Below are 19069 nucleotides of genomic sequence, written 5' to 3'. Positions count from 1 at the left end.
ATTCTAACATTCCGCCCAAACTTAATACAAATTATAGCGAAGACGTGGTTCGACCCACATGAATCTCGGTGCGCCCCAACCGTATGGATAAAACGGTCCGTTATCATACATGTCGTCCGGATCGTAATAATATTCTTGTACTAACTTCCAAAGTCGATATTGATGCGCCTGCACCACCGGATAGCTGTAATCCGCTTGATCAATTTTGCCCTGCTCTTTGCCACTTAGCACGCCGGCAACGGTTATGTATTGATCTTTTAAGTTTTCCGGATCCACAAAGCCATTTAAGTAGGCAATAAAGCGCCCATTACTATGGCTATCAATGATCGGTTTTGCGGAGAAATAGGCGACCGTCTGATTCAACACTTCCACTTTTGTCTGATTTTTCAATGCCGTAGCGGAAATCACTTTGCCGCCCAAACGCACTTTCACACAACGGCAGTCATAATCTTGCGGTTGGATGTTATTTAAATTTAACGCATCAAATTGTTTTGGCTCTAACCCTTGCGGCGCCGACACACAACCGGTTAAAACAAGAGAAAGTGCGGTGAATATTAACCCTATTTTTTTGCTCATTTTAATGCTCCTCTCAAAAGGTGATTAAAATCTATTCTCGCCCCGGCAATTTCTTCCACGTTACTTCATTGCGTAAGTAAATCGGCTCAATCTCTAACGGGCTAATGGTCTCGCCGGCAAACCATTTTGGCAATGCCAAATCCAGCATATATAATGCGGAAGGCAAGGTGATCTCTGTCGCTTTACCAAGATTCGCGTCGCTTAATTCAGGATAAGCCGCCCAGCCAGTTCCCACTAAAACGGCGTTTTCATGATGTTGTTGAACCACCTGCTCAATGGCTTTTGATGGGCTGCACACCTGCTCGGCAATCATCGGCTGCCAATCTAAAAACTCGCCGAAATCTGATCGCACTTTTTGTGCCTGCCATTGGGCAAAATACACTTCATTCATACGAGCATCAATGGCTGTCAGCACATTTTCTGCCTGATATTGCACATAGGCAGCTTGTGCCATTGCGGCTAAATTGGACACCGAAATCACCGGCAACGCTGCCCCGAAGGCTAACCCTTGCGCAATGCCAGCACCAATGCGCACACCGGTAAAACTACCCGGACCACGCCCAAAAACCAAGGCATCCACTTGATGTAGTGTAATGCCTGCTTGAGCCAAAATTTCATCCACCATCGGCAAAATATGTTTGGTATGTTCACGCTGGGCAAATTGCACTAAATGTGTTTTTTCACCGCCGCGTAACAAAGCAACAGAACAAGCCTCTGTTGCGGTATCTAAAGCTAATAATGTGACATTTTTCATATTTATATTGATTCGTTGTTATCGTCTGTCTTTAACGTTGTTAAGAATTGTACCACTTTGTGCAAATCCCGCGTACGTTTAAAATTCGGCAAACTGCGCAAAAAGGTTTCTCCATAAGGGCGCATCACCAAACGGTTATCGCAAATAATCACAGCACCGCGATCAGTCACATCACGAATTAACCGCCCTACGCCCTGCTTCAAGGTAATCACCGCTTCGGGAATCTGAATATCGTTAAATGGATCGCCGCCCTGCAAACGGCAATCTTCAATGCGTGCTTTCAATAATGGCTCATCAGGTGCAGTAAAGGGCAATTTATCGATAATCACTAGCGACAAGGCATCGCCCCGCACGTCCACGCCCTCCCAAAAACTGGAGGTGGCCACCAGCACGCTGTGCGATTGCGAAATAAATTGTTCCAACAACGTGGTTTTCGCCGTTTCGCCCTGCAATAAAATCGTCAGTTCACTGTTTTCACGAAAATAGTCCGCCAGGCTACGCATCATGGCGTACGACGTGCAAAGCACAAAACAACGGCCTTGGTTGGCTTCGATAATCGGCAGTAACATTTTGCCTAATTGAGTGAACGTGCCACTGTGATTGGTTGCCGGCAGATAACGCGGCACGCAAAGCAAGGATTGCTCTGCATAATTAAAAGGGCTCGGCAGAATTTTCTGCTCAGCATGTTGAATGCCTAAACGCTGGCAAAAATGGGCAAAAGTGCCGCCCACTTCCAAGGTAGCTGAGGTGAAAATCCACGCGCATTTTTGTTTCGCCATTTGCTCACCAAACTTGTCCGCCACGGTGAGCGGCGTAATATGCAGCCCAAACTGGCGACCGATACACTCAAACCAATAGCAATACCCGGTGATTTCTGTCTCCGTCAGGCGTTTAAGTAAATTTTGTAACTGCGCAATGCGCTCAAAAATACTGTCCAGCGTTTGTGAACGCCCCAAGCCTAATTTCACCACTTCGGCAGTGAAATTCAGTTTTTCCAATAAAAAATCAAAGGCTTTTTTAACCGCACTTTGTTGTAGCATTTGCCGCCAGTTGCCGCGCAAATTGCCTTCACCCAATATTAAACGGAAATCCTGCACGATTTTTAATAGCTGATCCGCCGCCACACCAAGCTGTTTCATGTCTTTCACTTCGGTGCGGTAGGTAATTTGAATGTCTTTACATAAATCAAAAAGTTGGCGGGACGTAACGGATTGACCGAAATATTGGCTGGCGATATCAGGCAGTTGGTGCGCTTCATCAAACACAATCACTTCTGCATTCGGGATCAATTCGCCGAAGCCGTTTTCTTTCACTGCCATGTCGGCAAAAAATAAGTGATGATTGACCACCACCAAATCGGCATTCAGCGCTTTTTTACGCGCCAATGCCACAAAACAATCCGCATAATTGGGGCAATCACTCCCCAAACAACTTTCCGCTGTACTGGTGAGTTGAGGCAAAATCGGGCTGTCTTCGGCAATTTCAATACATTCGGACAAATCCCCGGTCTTCGTGGCATTACGCCATTTGCGCACTTTGGATAAATCGTGCAGCACACTGCGATCACCCAGCACGCCTTGCGCAATCACCTGTTCCAAACGTTCTAAACATAAATAATTGGCACGCCCTTTGAGCAAGGCAATTTTGCCGCTGTACCCGAGGGCTTTTTGAATAGCGGGCAAGTCGCGATTGAACAGCTGATCTTGCAAGTTTTTGGAACCGGTGGAAATGATGGTTTTCTTTTTCGCCAATAACGCCGGCGCCAAATACGCAAAGGTTTTGCCCGTGCCCGTACCGGCTTCCACCACTAACGCCCCCTGCTGTTCAATGGCATTGCCTACCGCCTCCGCCATATCGACCTGTTCTGCGCGGGGACGAAAGCCCTTGATATGGGCACTCAATGCACCGTCTGGGGAAAATGCCTTGCTAATTTGTTTTGAATACGCCATTATTTTTCACCTGTTAAAAAGTCGGCACAGTATAGCAGATTTCCCCTCTTTCTGAATCAACAAGGACAAGATGATGAACATTCAATTACAACAACAAATCACACCGGAATTGAGTTTATATGCGTATAACGACATTCCTGTTTTACATTTACACCACGCCGTCGGCACAGCCAAAATCGCCTTACAAGGAGCGCATTTATTCAGTTGGGAACCGGCGCACAGCAAACAAGACGTATTGTGGTTAAGTGACATCGAACCGTTTAAAGCCGGCACGGCAATTCGTGGCGGCATCCCGATTTGCTATCCATGGTTTAATAATGCCGGCACGCCGGCGCATGGCTTCGCTCGCACCAGCCTATGGCAATTAAGCGACTACGAGATTGGCAGCGACAAAGTGCGGTTGGTTTTTTCGTTGTTTTCAAAACACCGCCTCATTTTGGCTAAAATTGAAATGCTATTCACCGAACATTGCGACCTACGCTTTACTCACTACGGCGAAACCGGCATGGAAAACGTGCAACTGGCGCTGCACAGTTATTTCAACATTGGCAATATTACCAACACGAGTATCGTCAACCTACCAACGGAATGTTTTAACTCCCTGACCCAATCACAGGAAACCGTGCCTTCACCACGCATTATCAATGAAAACGTGGATTGCATTTATACCGCGCCACAACAGCCAACGGAAATTCACGACCAAGCCAACCAACGCACCCTATTCGTGACACATCAAAATGCCAGCGATGTGGTGTTATGGAATCCATGGCACAAAGCCACAAGCAGTATGTCTGAAAACGGCTATCAAACCATGGTATGCGTAGAAACCGCGCGAATCCATCGCTATCTTGAGGCTGGCGAAACCGTGGCGGTGAGATTGAGTGTGAAATAGTTCTAAAATAGATCAAAGTGCGGTCAGATTTTTAGATATTTTTCAACACTCAACATCTGATCGCTTGAGCTTTGGCTAAATTCCCTTAAATCCCCTTAGCTCCCTATCAAAGCAATTCGTAAAATGTTTTATTTTTAACCAACTTTGCCATTTATTACTGTCGTGTTTGTGAGTAACATAGTGCGCGGTTTAAAACACATAACCATCCATATAAAAGGAGATTAAATCATGAAAAAATTAATGACTGCGGTCGTTTTCGCTGCTGCGATGACAGCGCCCTTATCTGCCTCTGCAGCTTCTATGCCAGAAACAGAAAAAGCAATGGCGCAGCAAGCAAACACAAAAGGCGTTTGGATCGATGTTCGCTCCGCCGAAGAATTTAATGCAGGCCATTTACAAGATGCGATTAACATTCCGCACGAGCAAATCCTTGACCGCATCCAAGCCGTTAGCCCGGATAAAGACGCACCTATCAACCTCTACTGCCGCAGCGGTCGCCGTGCAGAAGTGGCGTTAAACGCACTGAAAAAAGCCGGCTATACCAATGTCACCAACCATGGCGGTTATGAGGATTTGGTTAAGAAAGGCATGAAATAAGCACGTCTTATTTAAAACAATAATCCCCTAAATTTCTCACTGGAGAATTTAGGGGATTTTTTGTAAGTATATTTGTTTAATCAAGAGGCTCAAAACATATGTCATTAACCTTTTTATTAGGAAAATCCTTACTAGGATAAGAAGATGATATGCCGACTGCAATAAATGTATTATCAATCATCATAGCTTCCTTAATTTTCGGCTAAGATAGATTCAATATTATACAACGGCACATTCACCAGCCAATCCTGTTCCCGATAATCCGCCATGGAAAAGCGAATAGCCTGTTCAGGCTGAAATTGTTCTACGTACATTTTCAAACTTTTCGCTTTTAAATTTTCTTCCGCTTTGACTTCAATCGGAATCACAGCTTGCTTACGTTGCACAATAAAATCAACCTCTGCCGTGCCTTTTTCAGTTGCCCAATAAAACACCGGATTGTCTTGTGTGGCAATCAGCTGTTGCAGGACGTATTGTTCAGTCAATGCGCCTTTAAATTCGCTGAAGATACGGCTGCCTTCTAGCAATACACTCGCGTCTAAATGACTTTGCGCGGCAAGCAGTCCCACATCTAAACCATACAATTTAAAGGCATTATCTTCATAGGCGGAAAGAGGCAAATGCGGCTTTTTCACGCGAGGTACAGGATGCACCAAACCGCTGTCTTTTAGCCATTGCAACGCAATTTCATAGTCTTTGCTTCTCGCCCCTTTTTGTAACTGAGCATAGATAAATTTTTTATTTTCTTTGGCAAGTTGCTCAGGAATGGAAGCCCAAATTGACCGCACTTTTTGCACTGTATTGCCATCTGAAATGTGTTTGGAAAAATCTTGCTCATACGCCATCAATAAGTTGCGCTGCACTTGGCGAACGTCATTAACATTTTGTGTGTCAACAAATACCTTTACCGCTTCCGGCATACCGCCGACAAAATAATATAAGCGGAGCAAATCAATATAGGTCGTTTTCATTGCTGTAATCAGCGACCAGTCCTTCAGTTCAAGCAATTTCACCAAATCTTGTTTGCCAAGTGCGGTTAGAAATTCGTGAAAATCCATGGGATAAAGCGGTAGAAAGTCCACTTTGCCGACAGGAAATGACGCTTGATGATGTAATGATACTCCCAGTAATGAACCTGCTGCGATGATATAAAACTGCGGTGCATTTTCATAAAAGTATTTCAGTGATGATAATGCTTGCGGGACTTCTTGCACTTCATCAAAAATAATCAGGGTGTTTTCTGCTTGAATATCGACACCGCTTTCAATTTTCAAACCAAGTATTAAGCGCTCAATATCATAGTCGCCAGAAAATAACGTTTTCATGCGAGGGTTATTATCAAAGTTGATATACGCCACTTTCTCAAAGGATGTCTCGCCAAAGTATTTCATCGCCCAAGTTTTACCAACCTGCCTTGCCCCTTGGATAATCAATGGCTTGCGGTTGGTTTTGTGCTTCCATTTTTCTAAAGATTGGATAATTTTTCGCTGCATAATGTTTCTCAAAGTGATGAATTGAATAGATTATAGCGAGCTTTAAACATTTTTTCTAACGAAAAAATCCATGTAAATACACTTTTTCCAACGTAAAAATGTAATAAATTAACATTTATTCAATGGAAAAGTTTTTGATTATCGCCGACCAAAGTCTAGCTATAAAAACCATACGCTAGCGTAATATTTGCCCTCTCGTCTCGTGCAACTTGTTGCACGACCGAACCACGCACAGAACGTTATTTACCACTTTCGGGCATTCACGATTTCGTGCGTAGCGTGCAACTTGTTGCACGACCGAACCACGCACGGAACGTTGTTTAACCACTTCGGGCATTCACAATTTCGTGCAACACGTTGCACGCTACAGAAGAGATGATTGATTGCTTTAGACGGTTTTTGTATGTAACGTCTTGCGGGAGGAAAAACGCCAATGGTAGAGGCTGTTTAACATTAACAACAGCAATCCGCTCCAAATGAAAAAGTAGGTTAAATAGGCGGATTCATTCACCGGTGTGTGTAAGAACCAAATGGCGAATAAAAAAAGCAGGCTTGGTTCAAGATAGCTCATCATGGAAAATAAACTCACCGGCAACAATAGACCGGATTTTAGATTGGCAGTCACGGAAACGGCGCTAATTAATCCCAATAATGGCACGAACAACCAATAGCGCGAATCGCTGACCAGTAAATCTATTACATTCGGTTGAAATGCCAAGTAAATAAAGCAGGGAATTGAAATAAAAATAATATCTAGCGTCAATCCTTGTAACGCCGGTGTTTTCATGGCGCGACGGCTTAAATAATACGGTGGATAACCCAAGCAGACCCATAGGCTGGTCCAAGAGAAGGTTTGTGTCGTCCACAATTCATGAGCGACGCCAAGTGCGGCTAAAAATAACGCCATTTTTTGTAATAAGGTTAAGCGTTCTTTAAACCATAAATAACCGCCGAATGCCATCACTAAGGGAAATAAAAAGTAGCCCACCGCCACATTTATGCCTTCGCCATTCACCGGCGCCCACATAAATAACCAAAACTGACTACCTGCCAAGGCGCTACCCATTAAAAAGGTTAACCAGCGTTTCCAACTTGCCCCTAATTCATTGCGAATAAAGGTTTTCAAACCGGATAAGCCCATTATGGGTAATAAGATCGCCAATATGGCAAATAATGATCCGATCATGCGCAAAACAAAAACATCCGTACCATTTAACGGCAACATCCATGCGCTGAATAAATACATAATGCCAAATAAACTTTGCGAAAAAATACACAGCCACACGCCTTTGGATACCGTTTGCATTGCTCTCCTCCACCCTTAGTTGATTTTGGGGAAATTATACTTAAAGCGCTAAATAACCCATTTCAATTAATCGGGAATAATGAGATAATTTCTCAAAATTTACGTTAATTTTGGTAAAAATTCTCAAATGGTGAAATTATGTACCACTTAGATAAACTCGATCGGGCGATTCTCAATGAATTACAGACTGACGCGACCATTCCGTTAAAAGAACTCGCTGATCGGGTTAACAGCACGATTGCCACCTGCCAACGCCGTATTCAGTTACTTAAACAACATCACGTTATCACCAAACAAGTGGCCATTGTCTCCCCTTCCGCCGTGGGGAAATCCATTAGCGTATTTGTGTTGGTGGAGTTAGATAATCAACAATCTCATTATCAAGCTGAATTTGAACGCAAAATGCGCGGGGAAAAGGATGTGATCGCCTGTTATGAAATTTCCGGTGATTATGATTATTTGCTGTTGGTGCATACGGAAGATATGACAAGCTATCACCGTTTTATTCACGAAGTGCTAATCGGCGGTGCCCATGTGAAAGGTTACAAAAGCCAGTTTGTGATGAATTTCTTTAAGGCGGAAAGCAAAATTATTCTATAGCCTAATGTTGCCTAAATTACCAGAGGCTCATTTGTTCCGAGGGTTTTTCTTCCGGCAGGGTGACGTGTAAGCCGATTAAGCGAATGCTTCTCCCCTGCCGACGTGTCCAAATTTGCCCCAGCAATTGTTGAAAATTTTCATGTGAAAATTCCACCGCACTTTTCTCCAATGTTGTCACTTGGAAATCTTCAAATTTGAGTTTCACACCAATTTTTCTTAATTGTGTCAAAGGCATTTCCGGGCAAGCACGTTGCACGCGCTTCACCAACTGCGGATACAGGGTTGCCAACACATCAACGCCTTCTTCCAACTGATGAATATTACTGAATAACGTGGTTTCCACGCCCACAGACTTGCGCTCACGGTGCGGCTGAATTTCCCGCTCATCAATACCGTGGCTATACTGCCAAATGCGTTGCCCCATTTTGCCGAATAAATTTAATAACAGGTGACGCTCCGTTTTCTGTACATCGGCACAGCACACCAATCCCATTTGCCGTAATTTTTCCGCGGTGACTTTGCCCACACCAGGAATTTTCTTTAAAGGCAAATTGGCGACAAAATCGCTCACCTCTTTGGGCTCAATCACAAATTGTCCGTTAGGTTTATTTTGATCAGAGGCGATTTTGGCGAGGAATTTTAATGGCGCAACGCCAGCGGACGCCGTGAGATGCAGTTCATTGAAAATTGCCTGACGAATTTCCTGCGCAATCCATGTGGCAGAACCGGCGCATTTATCACAATCGGTGACATCCAAATAAGCCTCATCCAGCGAAAGTGGCTCAATAATAGACGTATAACGTTGAAAGATTTGATGAATTTGTTGAGAAACCGCACGATACAACGGCATATTAACCGGCAACAACACCAAATTCGGACACAGTTTTAAGGCTTGCGCAGTAGGCATTGCACTATGTAACCCAAATTGACGGGCAATATAATTACAAGTGCTCAACACCCCTCGTTGTTCAGCACGCCCTCCCACCGCAACCGGCTTATCGACTAATGCGGGATTTTCGCGTATTTCAACAGAGGCATAAAAACAATCCATATCAATATGGATAATTTTTCTGGGTTTGCCATTCAACATATCAGACATAACTAAAGTTCAGACAACTAAAGTGCAGTGACTTTTTGCGATGTTTCTTGAGGCGGTATTTCAGGTTGATAAGAAAAAGTGCGATAAAAGAATGCAATCAGTAATATTATCAACATGATAAGAATCTGAATTAAGCGTTTTTTCGTGAGTTTTTCGGCAGCCATAAATCCTCGCTCGGTGTTTTATACTTCTTAAATTGACCATTTAGTGGTATTATTGAGGCAGATCAATTTTACACCATTTTTAATACGTTTTCTTTGAATTTGGGGAACAGATGAAAATTCTAACGACAGAGACAAAATTAGGACGTCGAGTTCAATCAGGAGGATGTGCTATCCATTGTCAAAACTGCAGTATTAGTCAGTTGTGTATTCCTTTTACACTCAATGAGCACGAGTTGAACCAGTTAGACAATATTATTGAGCGCAAGAAGCCTATTCAGAAATCCCAAGTCCTTTTCAAAGCCGGTGATGAACTGACGTCAATCTATGCCATTCGTTCCGGCACGATTAAATCTTATACCATTAGCGAAACCGGTGAAGAGCAGATTACCTCATTTCACTTACCCGGTGATTTGGTTGGCTTTGATGCCATTATGAATATGCAGCATCCTAGTTTTGCTCAAGCGTTAGAAACGGCGATGGTGTGTGAAATTCCTTTTGATATTTTAGATGATTTATCCGGCAAAATGCCGAAATTACGCCAACAAATTATGCGTTTGATGAGTAATGAAATCAAAAGTGATCAAGAAATGATTTTATTATTGTCGAAAATGAATGCAGAGGAACGCTTGGCCGCCTTTATTTATAACCTCTCCCAGCGTTATTCCGCTCGCGGTTTTTCTGCCCGCGAATTCCGTTTAACCATGACGCGTGGTGATATTGGTAACTATCTCGGCTTAACGGTTGAAACCATCAGTCGCTTGTTAGGACGTTTCCAAAAATTAGGGATTTTATCGGTTCAAGGTAAATACATTACGATTAATAATATGGCTGAATTAATCGAATTATCCGGTACCAATAAAACAAAAATCAAAATGGTTATCTAAGCCAGACTTGTTACTAGTGCAGCAAAAATGTTGCACTAGATCACCTTTTTAAAGACCGTACCTTGTTATTTCAGCAAATATGTTCTACCCTATTTGTCATCGCAATAATGGAGGTTGTGTATGAAATTCAATAATATACTGGTGGTCTTAAACCCGGAAAATGACAAACAATACGCCCTTGCGAGAGCCGTTCGCTTAGCACAAGAGCAAAAAAGCCCAAATCCCGTCAATATTACCCTATTCCTTGCCATTTATGACTTATCCTACGAAATGTCGGCGCTCATTTCTTCTGAAGAGCGGACAGAAATGCGCCATAACGTCATTGAACAGCGCAAGTTAGCGATTCAACCGTATATTGAAAAATACGCCTCTGACGGCATCCAATTCTCCTCTACTGTGGTTTGGCACAGCAATGAAGCAGAAGCCATTACTCGCGAAGTGGAAACCCATAATTATGATTTAGTGGTGAAATACACGAAAGCAGAAGAAAGTTTGAAATCTTTAATTGTTACTCCGGTAGATTGGCAAATTTTGCGTAAATGTCCTACGCCAATTTTGGTGGTAAAAGACGGTGACTGGAAACATCAACGTCGTATTTTGGTCGCGGTAAACGTTTCTGATGATGAAAACGAGGCACATAGCTCATTTAATGATGAACTGGTTTCACTCAGTATGGACTTAGCCGATTCCTTAGACCGAGGCAATATTCATCTGGTTACCGCCTATCCGCCAACCCCGATTAATATGGCGATTGACTTACCGGAATTTAGTACTGGCGACGGCAATAGCGGATTACGCGGACAGTATTTGTTAAATATGAAAGCATTACGCCAGAAATATGGGATAAGCGATGATCATACGCATGTTCTAGAAGGTTTCCCGGAAGACGTTATTCCTCAAGTAGCAGAAAAACTAGAAGCGGAACTGGTTATTCTTGGAACGATTGGACGAACAGGTCTATCCGCGGCTTTCTTAGGTAACACGGCAGAACACGTAATTAGTAAATTAAACTGTAATTTATTAGCCATAAAGCCATCAAAAAAGGACAATTAAGATAAATTTTTGGAGTAGTGCATATTTTTATTGACTACTCCTTTTTTTTACATTACTTTTTTCACACTGCGAAATTACTTTTTATTTTGATTTTTAATTAATCACCCATCAAAAAGGAAACAAAGAATGAGAAAATCATTACTGATCACATTATTAGGATTAGCCGGTTTAGCACAAGCACATGAGGTTTGGGTTGTCGCGCCGGCACATATTGACACAAAAGAGGCGCTTAATGCGGAATTAGCCTACGGTCATCATTTTCCGTATGCTGAGAAAATTGCAGCAGATCGCTTGCATTTTTTTGCACCACTTGAATTAACCGATAAAAATGGCATGACCAGCGAGCTCAAACAACAAGGGGAAAATTACCAATACACCACAGAAAAGCCATTGACAGAAGGTTCGTATTGGGTAAGCGCGACCTATAAACCAACATTTTGGTCACAAAATGCAAAGGGTTGGAAGCAAGAAAATATGCAACAAATGACGGATGCCACGTATTGTGAACAAACGCAAATGTTTGGTAAAAGCTTAGTGACTGTCGGTGATAAAGCCGATTCAACAGTATTTAAAGAAAAATTAGGTCAAGAATTAGAAATTGTGCCACTCAAAAATCCTGCTGAACTCAAAGAAGGTGAAGTTTTCCCATTACAGATTTTCTATAAAGGTAAACCATTGGCTGGTGAAACCGTAATTGCAACAGCAGACACCGTAGTTGTTAAAGATATTGAATCTGCTGAAGATCACCGTGAAATTCAGGGTTTTTCCAGCAAAACGGATAAAGACGGCAAAGTGAATTTCTTACCATTAATTGAAGGATTATGGAAAGTCAAAGTGGTACATAAAACAGCCTTTAGCGATCCTAAAGTGTGCCAACATTCAGCCAGTTATGCGACATTGGTCTTGCCGGTAGGTGAAAAACGCGCGCAATATACGCCGCACGAACATCATCACTAGTGGCATTATCATGACTTAATGAGCATTTTCGCTAACTTAAGTGGAAATGCTTTTTTATTCTCTGCCAATAAGAATGTTAGAATAACAAGCATAAAATAAGAGTTTCCTTTTTAGCGATATTTTCTAAGCGGGAAACTCTTCTTTTTTATGATGATTTAATGATTTTAATCCACTTTATTATTTTTTCTTCGCTTTGGCATTTGGAAGGTCAGTAATTGAACCTTCAAACACTTCAGCTGCAAGACCAACAGATTCATGAAGTGTTGGGTGGGCATGAATCGTTAATGCAATATCTTCCGCATCACAACCCATTTCAATCGCAAGACCAATTTCACCTAATAATTCACCACCGTTCACACCCACGATGGCGCCACCAAGTATGCGATGAGTGTCTTTATCAAAGATTAATTTGGTCATCCCTTCTGAACATTCAGAGGCAATCGCACGACCGGATGCCGCCCAAGGGAATTTAGCTACTTCGTAGTTTAAGCCTTCTTGTTTACATTCTTTCTCAGTTTTACCCACCCAAGCCACTTCTGGTTCAGTATAAGCGATGGATGGAATCACTTTCGGATCGAAGTAATGTTTTTGTCCGGCAATAACTTCAGCAGCCACGTGACCTTCATGAACACCTTTGTGTGCCAACATCGGTTGACCCACAATATCACCAATTGCGAAAATATGAGGCACATTAGTACGCATTTGTTTATCTACATGAATGAAACCACGCTCATCCACTTCAACGCCTGCTTTGCCGGCATCGATTAGTTTGCCGTTTGGTGTACGGCCAATCGCCACTAACACTGCATCATAACGTTTAGTATCGTTACAGGCTTTGCCTTCCATTGAAACATAGATTCCATCATCTTTTGCTTCAACCGCGGTAACTTTGGTTTCAAGCATTAACTTGAATTTTTTCTCGATTTGTTTGGTATAAATTGCCACAACATCTTTATCCGCAGCAGGGATAACTTGGTCGAACATTTCTACCACTTCAATTTCCGATCCTAATGCGTGGTAAACCGTCCCCATTTCCAAACCGATAATACCACCGCCCATAATAAGAAGTTTTTTCGGCACTTCTTTTAATTTAAGCGCATCTGTTGAATCCCAAATACGTGGATCTTCATGTGGAATGAAAGGTAATTGAATTGGGCGAGAACCGGCTGCAATAATTGCGTTATCAAATTTGATTGTTGTTGGGTGACCATCACGATCGCGTGCCACTAACGTATGTGGATCCGTAAATGCCGCTAAGCCTTCAACCACAGTGACTTTACGTGCTTTAGCCATCCCGGCTAAACCACCGGTTAATTTTGCTACAACCGCTTCTTTCCCAGCACGTACTTCATCTAAATCAATACGTGGTTCACCGAAGTAAATACCATTTTTTGTTGCGTGTTTTGCTTCTTCAATCACTTTTGCAACATGCAATAATGCTTTAGAAGGAATACAACCCACGTTTAAACATACCCCACCAAGGGTTGAATAACGCTCAACTAATACGGTTTCTAAGCCTAAATCCGCACAACGGAACGCCGCTGAATAACCAGCAGGGCCGGCACCAAGCACCACGACTTGGGTTTTAATTTCTTTACTCATTTTTACCTCGTAAAAACGTTCAAATTTTTGACCGCACTTTGCGATCTTTGTAGGGCGGGCTTTCAGCCCACCAAGAGATCTCATTAATCGGTGGGCTGAAACCCACCCTACAGATTACATGACTAAGCGACGTAAATCCGCTAATACGCCATTAATATAGCTTAAGAAACGCGCACCATCTGCACCATCGATTACACGGTGGTCAAAAGACAATGATAACGGAAGCATTAAGCGAGGTTCGAACTCTTTACCATTCCAAACCGGTTGCATTTCAGATTTAGAAACACCCAAAATTGCCACTTCAGGCGCATTCACGATTGGCGTAAAGTGCGTTGTACCAATACCGCCTAAGCTTGAAATGGTGAAACAGCCACCTTGCATATCGGAACCGGAAAGTTTACCGTCACGCGCTTTTTTGGAGATTTCCATTAATTCGCGAGAAAGCTCGATAATGCCTTTTTTGTTCACGTTTTTAAAGACAGGCACGACTAAACCGTTTGGTGTATCTACTGCCACGCCGATGTTGATGTATTTTTTCAGCGTCAATTTTTGGCCATCTTCAGAAATAGAGCTATTAAAACGCGGGAACGCTTCTAATGCTTTCGCAACCGCTTTCATAATAAACACCACTGGTGTGATTTTCACATCCAATTTTTGTTTTTCAACAATCTTGTTCTGTTCTTTACGGAAAGCTTCTAAATCGGTGATGTCGGTGCGATCAAAGTGCGTTACGTGTGGAATCATAACCCAGTTACGGTGTAAGTTCGCGCCGGAAATTTTGTTAATACGGCTTAACTCAACTTCTTCCACTTCACCAAATTTGCTGAAGTCCACTTTCGGCCATGGTAACAAGCCTAAACCTGCACCATTTGCCACGCCATTACCTGCGGCTGCAGCAGAAACCGTACCGGTTTCAAATGCTTTTACAGCTGTTTTCACATAGGCTTGAATATCTTCTTTAACGATACGACCTTTACGACCGGTACCTTTTACTTTATCAAGGTTTACACCGAATTCACGTGCAAGACGACGAATCACCGGTGTAGCATGCGCATAGCCTGCGCTTGCAACTACTTGATCTTGGCTTAACCCGGAGACATTGCCTGATTGCGCAGCCGGTGCGGTAGCCGCCACAGCTTGAGGCGCCGGTGCGGCCGCTTGTGGTGCAGCAGCCGGAGCAGCACCAGCGACTTCAAAGCGCATGATCAAGGAACCGGTTGACACTTTGTCGCCTGCTTTCACTAAAATTTCTTTAACGACACCGGCAAATGGTGCAGGCACTTCCATCGAAGCTTTGTCACCTTCAACGGTAATTAATGACTGCTCTTCTGTGATGCTATCGCCTACTTTGACCATGATTTCAGTGACATTCACTTCGTCACCACCAATATCCGGAACATTCACATCCTTCACACCACCGGCAACCGGTGCGGCAGGTGCAGCAGTTGGCGCAGAGACCGCTGGTGCTGAAGCAGACGCACTGCCGGCAACTTCAAAACGCATAATCAATGTGCCGGTGGACACTTTATCGCCCGCTTTAATGATGATTTCTTTCACGATACCGGCAACCGGTGCTGGTACTTCCATAGACGCTTTATCGCCTTCAACGTTAATAATGGATTGATCCACTTCAACACGATCGCCTACGTTGACCATAATATCGGTAACGTTAACTTCATCAGAACCGATATCCGGTACATTCACATCAACTACTTGTGCAGTCGCCGGCGCAGCGGCAGGGGCTGCGGCTGGCTGAGCGGCTTGTGCAGGTGCTGCGTCAGCACTCTCTAATACCAACATAGGCGTGCCAGTGGTCACTTTATCTCCCACTTTCACTAACACTTCTTTAACCACGCCCGCTTCAGGTGCCGGCACTTCCATCGATGCTTTATCACCTTCAACATTGATGATGGATTGATCCGCAGTAATCGTATCTCCAACTTTTACCATCACTTCGGTAACGGTCACTTCATCACTACCGATATCCGGAATTTGAATTTGTTTAGCCATTTCTTTTTACCTTTTAAACGTTTGGAAAACCAACCGCACTTTTATCAAGTGCGGTCGTTTTTTTCGTTATTTTTTATGCGTATAACGGGTTCAATCTTTCAGGATCGATACCGTATTTTGCGATTGCTTCGGCAACCACTTTCTTGTCAACCGTGCCTTCTTGTGCCAACACATGTAATGCGGCAACCACAACGTGGTGTGCATCTACCTCAAAGTGGTCACGCAAATTCGCACGGCTATCGGAACGACCGAAACCATCCGTACCCAACACATGATAATGTTTAGCCGGTACATAAGCGCGAATTTGCTCAGCAAAAAGCTTCATGTAGTCGGTTGCTGCAACGGCAGGCTTGTCGTTCATCACTTGAGCAACGTATGGCACACGTGGTGTTTCGGTTGGGTGTAACATATTCCAACGAACCGCATCCGCCCCTTCGCGAGCCGCTTCAGTGAAGGATGGCGCACTATAAACATCAGAGCTGATGCCGTAGTCATTCGCCAAGATTTGAGCTGCTTCACGTACATGACGCAAGATCGCACCGGAACCAAGTAATTGCACTTCGCCTTTACCTTTTCCTTGTACGTGTTCAAATTTATATAAGCCTTTACGGATACCTTCTTCCGCACCTTTTGGCATCGCCGGTTGATCGTAAATTTCGTTTAACGTGGTGATGTAATAGAACACATCTTCTTGTTTTTCACCATACATACGGTTAATACCGTCTTGCATGATAACCGCCACTTCATAAGCGAATGCCGGGTCATAAGACACACAGTTCGGAATCGTTAAAGATTGAATGTGGCTGTGGCCATCTTCGTGTTGTAAACCTTCACCATTTAATGTTGTACGGCCTGACGTACCCCCGATCATGAAACCACGAGCCAATTGATCACCGGCTGCCCACATCAAGTCACCCACACGTTGGAAACCGAACATGGAGTAGTAAATGAAGAATGGGATCATCGGCATATTGCTCACAGAATAAGACGTTGCTGCCGCTAACCAAGAAGAGGTTGCCCCTAATTCGTTGATCCCTTCTTGTAAGACTTGACCGTCTTTCGCTTCGCGATAGTAAGCCACTAAATCGCGGTCGGATGGCACATAGTTTTGACCATGCGGGTTGTAAATACCGATTTGACGGAATAACCCTTCCATACCGAACGTACGCGCTTCATCTGCCACGATTGGAACGATATGTTTGCCCACTTCTTTATCTTTTAATAAAGTGTTTAAGAAACGAACAAATGCCATTGTGGTTGAAATCGGACGCGGTTGCGCTTCTAACAACGCCGAGAATTCTGAAAGCTCAGGTGCTTTGAAGTTCACGGTAAATTTCGGGTGACGTGCCGGCAAATAACCTTGTAAAGCTTTGCGACGTTCGTGCAAGTATTTATATTCTTCAGAACCTTCAGGGAAAGTCACATATGGCAGTTTTTCCAAATCTTCATCTTTCACTGGAATGTGGAAGTAGTCGCGATAAGCTTTGATACTCTCAGCAGACATTTTTTTGGATTGGTGTGCGGTATTTTTACTTTCTGCTTCAGCAATTTTATAGCCTTTGACAGAATGAACTAAAATCACGACCGGTTTGCCGGCATTTTGTGCTTTCTTGAATGCTGCAAAGACTTTAAGTGGATCGTGACCGCCACGTTGTAACGCCCAAATTTCATCATCAGTCATGTCCGCAACTAATGCCGCTGTTTCAGGGTAACGACCGAAGAAGTGTTCACGTACGTAAGCACCGTCTTTAGATTTGAAGGTTAAGTAGTCACCATCAACCACTTCCATCATTAATTGAGTGAGTTTACCTGTAGTGTCTTTGGCAAATAATTTATCCCAACGGCTACCCCACATCACTTTAATTACTTCCCAACCGGCGCCCACGAATAAACCTTCTAATTCTTGAACGATTTTACCGTTACCGTTTACCGGACCGTCTAAGCGTTGTAAGTTACAGGAAATGACGAAAATGAGGTTATCTAAATGTTCGCGCGCGGCGAAAGTTAATGCACCTTTAGATTCAATTTCATCCATCTCGCCATCGCCTAAGAACGCATACACTTTTTGATCAGCGGTGTCTTTCAAACCACGATTTTGTAAGTATTTTAAGAAACGGGCTTGATAAATGGCGTTCACCGGGCCTAAACCCATAGAAACGGTTGAGAATTGCCAGAAATCAGGCATTAATTTCGGGTGAGGGTAAGAAGACAAGCCTTTGCCATGCACTTCTTGACGGAAGTTGTCTAATTGCTCTTCTGTTAAACGTCCTTCTAAGAAAGCACGAGCATACATCCCCGGTGCTGCGTGGCCTTGGAAGAAGACTAAGTCACCGCCATTTTTCTCCGTTGCCGCTTTGAAGAAATGGTTAAAACCAACTTCATACATTGTCGCAGCAGCTTGATAAGTCGATAAGTGACCGCCTAAATCCAGATCTTTTTTCTGACCACGTAACACCATCATCACCGCATTCCAACGAACATAAGAACGGATGCGACGTTCAATGTCTAAATTGCCCGGATACGCCGGTTGTTCTGACACAGGAATGGTATTCACATAATCGGTTGTAATCCCGCTTGGTAAAGAAACGCCACCGGCGCGAGCTTGTTGCATAACTTGATCGATAATGAACTGAGCGCGCTCAATGCCCTCCTCACGAATCAACGAATCAATTGATGCCAACCAATCGTTAGTTTCGATCGGATCTACGTCATTTTTTAACAATTCTGACATAGTTTTTTCCTTATTTTGTTAAGTTAGAAGTACGTTTAACCCTAATTTTTAATAGAAATTAAACAACGAAATTGATCACTAAAAAAAGCCTAATTTGCCAAAAACTGACATTACAAATTTTTAACAAATAATGTAAATGTTATTAGATTTTTTGAAAAAATGATAGTAATTTTTCTCTCTTCGCTTGAAAATACCCCATATTTGCACAGTTTTAAACTAACGTTATATAAATTAATATATTAAAAATTGTAATGTTCTATAAAATCCTTAAAAAAACAACCGCACTTTCTAAAATGTTTGATTTTTATCATCTCTTCATTTAAAAAAGAATTAAATATTGCGTATTTCGCCTAATTAACCTACCATTAAACTCAACTATTGACACCCTAAAATTTGGAGAAA

At 43.0% G+C, this 19069-nt stretch carries 15 protein-coding genes; 6 read left to right on the top strand and 9 right to left on the bottom strand.

What is annotated here, in order from left to right:
* Nucleotides 1–21 precede the first annotated feature (21 nt).
* The 3 genes from HMPREF9065_RS04240 to HMPREF9065_RS04250 are packed head-to-tail and all read right to left on the bottom strand — an operon-like array spanning nucleotide 22 to nucleotide 3279.
* Nucleotides 22–576, bottom strand: coding sequence for a Slp family lipoprotein (locus tag HMPREF9065_RS04240; RefSeq protein WP_021616211.1), 555 nt, complete (start codon nucleotides 574–576; stop codon nucleotides 22–24).
* 31 nt (nucleotides 577–607) lie between these two features.
* Complete coding sequence (gene tsaB, locus HMPREF9065_RS04245; RefSeq protein ID WP_021616210.1) at nucleotides 608–1330, bottom strand: tRNA (adenosine(37)-N6)-threonylcarbamoyltransferase complex dimerization subunit type 1 TsaB; 723 nt, start codon at nucleotides 1328–1330, stop codon at nucleotides 608–610.
* A 2-nt stretch (nucleotides 1331–1332) separates the two neighbouring features.
* Nucleotides 1333–3279 carry an ATP-dependent DNA helicase gene (locus HMPREF9065_RS04250; protein ID WP_021616209.1) on the bottom strand — a complete coding sequence of 649 codons (1947 nt, stop codon included), beginning with the start codon at nucleotides 3277–3279 and terminating at the stop codon, nucleotides 1333–1335.
* 70 nt (nucleotides 3280–3349) lie between these two features.
* Between HMPREF9065_RS04250 and HMPREF9065_RS04255 the strand changes: the two genes are divergently transcribed.
* Nucleotides 3350–4171, top strand: coding sequence for a D-hexose-6-phosphate mutarotase (locus tag HMPREF9065_RS04255; protein WP_021616208.1), 822 nt, complete (start codon nucleotides 3350–3352; stop codon nucleotides 4169–4171).
* 228 nt (nucleotides 4172–4399) lie between these two features.
* Nucleotides 4400–4768 (top strand): rhodanese-like domain-containing protein, encoded by a 369-nt coding sequence (locus tag HMPREF9065_RS04260; RefSeq protein WP_021616207.1) that lies wholly within the window; start codon nucleotides 4400–4402, stop codon nucleotides 4766–4768.
* A 191-nt stretch (nucleotides 4769–4959) separates the two neighbouring features.
* On the opposite strand, the gene HMPREF9065_RS04265 is transcribed toward HMPREF9065_RS04260, so the two are convergent.
* Nucleotides 4960–6261: an ATP-binding protein gene (locus tag HMPREF9065_RS04265; protein WP_021616206.1), complete on the bottom strand. Its 1302-nt coding sequence runs from the start codon at nucleotides 6259–6261 to the stop codon at nucleotides 4960–4962.
* Nucleotides 6262–6649: 388 nt separating this feature from the next.
* Nucleotides 6650–7567, bottom strand: a complete 918-nt coding sequence (locus HMPREF9065_RS04270; protein ID WP_021616204.1) for an EamA family transporter — start codon at nucleotides 7565–7567, stop codon at nucleotides 6650–6652.
* A gap of 138 nt (nucleotides 7568–7705) precedes the next feature.
* On the opposite strand from HMPREF9065_RS04270, the gene HMPREF9065_RS04275 reads away from it, so the two are divergent.
* Nucleotides 7706–8167, top strand: coding sequence for an Lrp/AsnC family transcriptional regulator (locus HMPREF9065_RS04275; protein WP_021616203.1), 462 nt, complete (start codon nucleotides 7706–7708; stop codon nucleotides 8165–8167).
* Nucleotides 8168–8183: 16 nt separating this feature from the next.
* Here HMPREF9065_RS04275 and dinB read toward each other — a convergent pair whose 3' ends face one another.
* A complete protein-coding gene (gene dinB, locus HMPREF9065_RS04280; protein WP_021616202.1) occupies nucleotides 8184–9266 on the bottom strand; it encodes a DNA polymerase IV in 1083 nt (360 codons plus the stop codon).
* Between the two features lie 274 nt (nucleotides 9267–9540).
* Between dinB and HMPREF9065_RS04285 the strand changes: the two genes are divergently transcribed.
* The 3 genes from HMPREF9065_RS04285 to HMPREF9065_RS04295 all read left to right on the top strand — a co-directional run bounded on the left by HMPREF9065_RS04285 (nucleotide 9541) and on the right by HMPREF9065_RS04295 (nucleotide 12324).
* Entirely contained in the window at nucleotides 9541–10314 is a 774-nt protein-coding gene (locus HMPREF9065_RS04285; RefSeq protein WP_021616200.1) for an FNR family transcription factor, read from the top strand.
* A gap of 120 nt (nucleotides 10315–10434) precedes the next feature.
* On the top strand, nucleotides 10435–11367 hold the full coding sequence (gene uspE / locus HMPREF9065_RS04290; protein ID WP_021616199.1) for a universal stress protein UspE: 933 nt from the start codon (nucleotides 10435–10437) through the stop codon (nucleotides 11365–11367).
* Between the two features lie 126 nt (nucleotides 11368–11493).
* Complete coding sequence (locus HMPREF9065_RS04295) at nucleotides 11494–12324, top strand: DUF4198 domain-containing protein (RefSeq protein WP_021616198.1); 831 nt, start codon at nucleotides 11494–11496, stop codon at nucleotides 12322–12324.
* Between the two features lie 177 nt (nucleotides 12325–12501).
* Here the strand turns inward: HMPREF9065_RS04295 and lpdA are convergent, their stop codons facing one another.
* The 3 genes from lpdA to aceE all read right to left on the bottom strand — a co-directional run bounded on the left by lpdA (nucleotide 12502) and on the right by aceE (nucleotide 18667).
* A complete protein-coding gene (gene lpdA / locus HMPREF9065_RS04300) occupies nucleotides 12502–13926 on the bottom strand; it encodes a dihydrolipoyl dehydrogenase (protein WP_033002559.1) in 1425 nt (474 codons plus the stop codon).
* 114 nt (nucleotides 13927–14040) lie between these two features.
* Nucleotides 14041–15936, bottom strand: a complete 1896-nt coding sequence (gene aceF, locus HMPREF9065_RS04305; protein WP_021616196.1) for a pyruvate dehydrogenase complex dihydrolipoyllysine-residue acetyltransferase — start codon at nucleotides 15934–15936, stop codon at nucleotides 14041–14043.
* A 73-nt stretch (nucleotides 15937–16009) separates the two neighbouring features.
* Nucleotides 16010–18667 carry a pyruvate dehydrogenase (acetyl-transferring), homodimeric type gene (gene aceE / locus HMPREF9065_RS04310; protein WP_021616195.1) on the bottom strand — a complete coding sequence of 886 codons (2658 nt, stop codon included), beginning with the start codon at nucleotides 18665–18667 and terminating at the stop codon, nucleotides 16010–16012.
* Between the last annotated feature and the right edge of the window lie 402 nt (nucleotides 18668–19069).

This window comes from Aggregatibacter sp. oral taxon 458 str. W10330 (assembly GCF_000466335.1).
Taxonomy (GTDB): Bacteria; Pseudomonadota; Gammaproteobacteria; order Enterobacterales; family Pasteurellaceae; genus Aggregatibacter.
Note: the sequence above shows the minus strand (reverse complement) of the source record. Positions and strands in the feature narration are given on the sequence as shown.